Consider the following 3,016-nt stretch of genomic DNA (forward strand, 5'->3'; position numbering starts at 1 on the left):
AGCTCTGCAGCAGGGGGTAGCCGGCGAAGACCGAGCCGATGACGGCTCCCGCCTTGTAGTTGGACATCAGCGTACGGTGCGTCGCCTGGTGCAGCACTCCGGCGAGGGCGCGTTGCCGGCCGCCGACGAAGAAGACAGCGGCCAGGTACAGCGGAATCGCCAGGGCCACGTGGACGTTGTGCCAGGCCCAGTACGACAGGAGGATCCAGAAGGCCATGACCGCCCAGTGCTCGGCCGTCTCGAGCGGGCCGTGCCAGTTGTCCCCGCGAGTGCAGGCCCGGGCCTCGCGTAGGACGTCCTCCTGGAACTTGTGCCGCTTGACGAAGCGGCTCTCATCATTGACCACGGTCACTGCCCCTCACGACACGCTTACGGTCCAGGAAACCGACGATCGCCGGAACCGGCGAGATCACCCGGTCGGCCTCATTCAGCTCCGCTTCTCGCTCCTTGCCCACCAGGGGAAGCCGGCTCCAGTGCGTCGGCGGGTGGAGATGGTGCTCCTGGTGGTAGCCGTCGTTGAACGACAGAGCGTTGTAGACCCGGCCGTAGTGGCTGACCGAGTTCGCGTACCGGTTCTCCGGTGTCGCGCCGTAGTGCTCGTAGTAGTTCTGCACGTTGACCACGACGAAAGCCACCAGCACGGCAGGCACGTAGAACAGCAGCGTCCACTGCCAGGAGATGACCAGGAGCAGGCACACGCCCAGGAACTGCACCGCCCGGTCGAGTTGCACCTGGCGCAGCTCGGCGGAGCGCTTCTCGGGCGTACGGGAGGCGAGCTCGAGCAGCAGTGTCTCGTGGGCGCCGACCCGCCAGAGCCGGTGGACGGCCACCAGTGCCCGGCCGACGTCCACGAGCGTCTGCACGCCGCCCACGACGGAGTACCGCAGGACGCTCGCGTGGTCGTCCCCCTTGCCGTACCGGTACGTCGACGTGACGTCCTTCGTCGTGCCGTCCGGCCCCTTCCGGTCGTTGTTGTACCGGTGGTGATTCCGCACATGGCTGATCCGGTACTCCTGCACGGACTGCGCGATGTTCACCGAGTTGAGAATGGACACAAGCCCGTTCAGCTTCGACGAGCGGAACCACGGCTGGTGCGTGAACAGATGCGAGACGACAATGATGTTGTAGACCATCATGCCCACCAGCAGAGCGAAGCAGCCGGCCCTTCCCCATGGGCCGAGGTCATCCCACTGGAGCGCGATGACGAGTGTCGCCGCGAAATGAGCGATGCTCAGGCCGAGCAGCATCGCGTCGAGAGGTGAATTACGCCAGACGCGGCCGGTGCGGCCGGGCGTGATGGTGCCGTCCGACTGCCGCGGCGAATCCTCGATGGTGTCCGCATCGACACGGATCTTGGACAGATCAGGTTCCATAACTCCCTCATTGCCGATGGAGTGCTCGATCATTACTGGAGCCGGGCAGCATCGCTTTGGGAATGTATTCAGCACTGATTTAAAGTGAGTCCGGCGAACCGGTCAACCTCTCTACCGGTGATCATCTACTCACGAGTAGTAGTTATCACAGGTGAGAGCTGGAACGTTCCCGTCATACGACCTATTGCGCCGGATCATTCAAGAATAGTCAGACCTCCGGTCAATCTCTTACACCCCTTCGGTCAGCCGCGACAGACGACGACCACACCGGCCCACGACGCTAGAAATACGATTCGAGGGTGCCGCGCCGACGCACGTCGACGGTCGCGCAGTGGAAGGAGCCACCAAAGCTGTTGAAGTTACGGAAGTTACAGGGAATGGGCGTCAGCCCCCACTTCCTCATCGCAGCGATCATCGGCTCGTCCTGGCGCTCGACGAGCACCCGCTGCTCGTCGATCATGAGAACGTTCATATTGATCCATTTGCTCGTCATGTACAGCGGGTGCTCGTCCGGAATGATCGGCTTTGGGGCGTGCAGAACGTCCCAGCCCTTGAAGATCGCCGGCACCCTCGGAACCCGTTCGGGATTGATGAGCAGCTTCCCCGGCGCCAACGGCATCAGGGTGGCGTCGATGTGCATCGGATGCGGGTCGTCGAACTGCAGGACGTGCACCCGGTACTCATCGCCGAGATGACGGCGCAGCCACTCGATGCCGATGTCGTTCGTGACATTGCTGAGCTGCGCGAAGATGTCGCGTCCGCAGCGAATGAAGTCGGCGGCGTCGAAGACCGGCTCGAACTCGGTGATCACTGAGTGGCCCGGCCCGCCCTCCGGGCCGTCGGACCAGTCGAGGTCGTACAGCTCGTCGGGAAGCTCCGGCTTCGGCCCGGCCTCCCACCGCGCCCCGCCGCGGAGATACTCCTTGAGCAACGGCCGGTATGCCGACGTCGCGAAGTACCGCGATCGCCACGCCATGGGCGACTCCAGGATCTCGTCGCCGAAGACGATGAGGACGTCGCGCGGCATCGCGTCATAGAGGCCGGTGCTCTTCCATCCCGGGCCGCCGTACTCCCGCGACTGGTCCTGCGGAACGGGACGGCGAACGCGCACTCCCTCGGCCTCGAGGATCGCGCAGAGCTCGTCGAGTTCCTTCTTCGCGGCGACGACCCGCTCCGGTGGGAACGGCGTCCCCGCGCGGTCCCGGAAGACCTGTCGCTGCTGCTGGTCGAGCGGCGCCTCCACCGACAGGTGCCGCGGCGGGAAGGCGGCGCCTTCCACAACACCGACGATCACTTCTTCGAGGGGATCCCACTCATTGTGCGAGTTGACCGGGCTGACGGTCGTGGCGACGGGGTCAGACAAGATCGCTCCTTGGAGTCACGGAGAGCATTCGTCGGGCCCGGGGCATGCTGACGGTGTTCGGCTACGCGGCGCCGGCCCCGGTGATTCCGCGCACGGCGAAGCCCACTCTGGTCGTTGAAAGGGGTAGGAGAAAGCCACCTGTCGGATGGCCTTGTATCGTTCCAAGGAATCCGGAGATTACGGCCGATCCGCAATTCCTGACAGCTTGGCTGACAAATCTGAAGGGCCGCCTGTGGCATCACAACGGCCGGTCGAACGGACCGGCCGAGCTGATGCGGTG

Annotated in this window: 3 protein-coding genes and 1 pseudogene; 1 reads left to right on the forward strand and 3 read right to left on the reverse strand. The window is 64.4% G+C overall.

The genetic code is table 11. The features are described 5' to 3' along the window. From HKK72_RS38145 to HKK72_RS38155, 3 genes and pseudogenes are all read right to left on the reverse strand, one after another. A pseudogene (locus tag HKK72_RS38145) lies at positions 1–352 on the reverse strand (hypothetical protein); the annotation flags it as partial. Next, positions 336–1,373: a fatty acid desaturase family protein gene (locus HKK72_RS38150; RefSeq protein ID WP_222721655.1), complete on the reverse strand. Its 1,038-nt coding sequence runs from the start codon at positions 1,371–1,373 to the stop codon at positions 336–338. The pseudogene HKK72_RS38145 and the gene HKK72_RS38150, both read right to left, overlap by 17 nt. A 280-nt stretch (positions 1,374–1,653) precedes the next feature. Next, on the reverse strand, positions 1,654–2,736 hold the full coding sequence (locus HKK72_RS38155) for an amidinotransferase (protein ID WP_187239249.1): 1,083 nt from the start codon (positions 2,734–2,736) through the stop codon (positions 1,654–1,656). A gap of 44 nt (positions 2,737–2,780) precedes the next feature. Here HKK72_RS38155 and HKK72_RS40375 point away from each other — a divergent pair. Further along, positions 2,781–3,016: hypothetical protein (locus HKK72_RS40375; RefSeq protein ID WP_222721656.1), on the forward strand; the 236-nt coding region annotated here is incomplete at its 3' end.

Origin of the sequence: Actinomadura sp. HBU206391, assembly GCF_014323665.1 — a bacterium.
Classification (GTDB): Bacteria; Actinomycetota; Actinomycetes; order Streptosporangiales; family Streptosporangiaceae; genus Actinomadura_C.